This window comes from Bacillus sp. UNC125MFCrub1.1, from assembly GCF_000701305.1.
Taxonomy (GTDB): domain Bacteria; phylum Bacillota; class Bacilli; order Bacillales; family Bacillaceae; genus Bacillus; species Bacillus altitudinis.
Genome location: NZ_JNIG01000004.1, coordinates 1 through 1,405 on the forward strand (window position 1 = coordinate 1; position 1,405 = coordinate 1,405).

Below are 1,405 nucleotides of genomic sequence, written 5' to 3' on the forward strand. Positions count from 1 at the left end.
TTCACATTAGAATATAGGTTAAGTCCTCGATCTATTAGTATCTGTCAGCTCCACGTGTCACCACGCTTCCACCTCAGACCTATCAACCTGATCATCTTTCAGGGATCTTACTTCCTTGCGGAATGGGAAATCTCATCTTGAGGGGGGCTTCATGCTTAGATGCTTTCAGCACTTATCCCGTCCGCACATAGCTACCCAGCGATGCCCTTGGCAGAACAACTGGTACACCAGCGGTGCGTCCATCCCGGTCCTCTCGTACTAAGGACAGCTCCTCTCAAATTTCCTGCGCCCGCGACGGATAGGGACCGAACTGTCTCACGACGTTCTGAACCCAGCTCGCGTACCGCTTTAATGGGCGAACAGCCCAACCCTTGGGACCGACTACAGCCCCAGGATGCGATGAGCCGACATCGAGGTGCCAAACCTCCCCGTCGATGTGGACTCTTGGGGGAGATAAGCCTGTTATCCCCGGGGTAGCTTTTATCCGTTGAGCGATGGCCCTTCCATGCGGAACCACCGGATCACTAAGCCCGACTTTCGTCCCTGCTCGACTTGTAGGTCTCGCAGTCAAGCTCCCTTGTGCCTTTACACTCTGCGAATGATTTCCAACCATTCTGAGGGAACCTTTGGGCGCCTCCGTTACATTTTAGGAGGCGACCGCCCCAGTCAAACTGCCCACCTGACACTGTCTCCCTGCCCGATAAGGGCAGCGGGTTAGAAGGTCAATACAGCCAGGGTAGTATCCCACCGATGCCTCCACCGAAGCTAGCGCTCCGGTTTCCAAGGCTCCTACCTATCCTGTACAAGCTGTACCAACATTCAATATCAGGCTGCAGTAAAGCTCCACGGGGTCTTTCCGTCCTGTCGCGGGTAACCTGCATCTTCACAGGTACTATAATTTCACCGAGTCTCTCGTTGAGACAGTGCCCAGATCGTTGCGCCTTTCGTGCGGGTCGGAACTTACCCGACAAGGAATTTCGCTACCTTAGGACCGTTATAGTTACGGCCGCCGTTTACTGGGGCTTCAATTCGCACCTTCGCTTACGCTAAGCGCTCCTCTTAACCTTCCAGCACCGGGCAGGCGTCAGCCCCTATACTTCGCCTTACGGCTTCGCAGAGACCTGTGTTTTTGCTAAACAGTCGCCTGGGCCTATTCACTGCGGCTTCTCGGGGCTTTAACACCCTAAGAAGCACCCCTTCTCCCGAAGTTACGGGGTCATTTTGCCGAGTTCCTTAACGAGAGTTCTCTCGATCACCTTAGGATTCTCTCCTCGCCTACCTGTGTCGGTTTGCGGTACGGGCACCTCTCACCTCGCTAGAGGCTTTTCTTGGCAGTGTGGAATCAGGAACTTCGCTACTAAATTTCGCTCGCCATCACAGCTCAGCCTTCACGGGAAACGGATTT

The 1,405-nt window shown here is 54.2% G+C and carries 1 rRNA gene; it reads right to left on the reverse strand.

The window, feature by feature from the left end:
* Positions 1–14: 14 nt before the first annotated feature.
* Positions 15–1,405, reverse strand: a 23S ribosomal RNA gene (locus N521_RS00155); the annotation flags it as partial.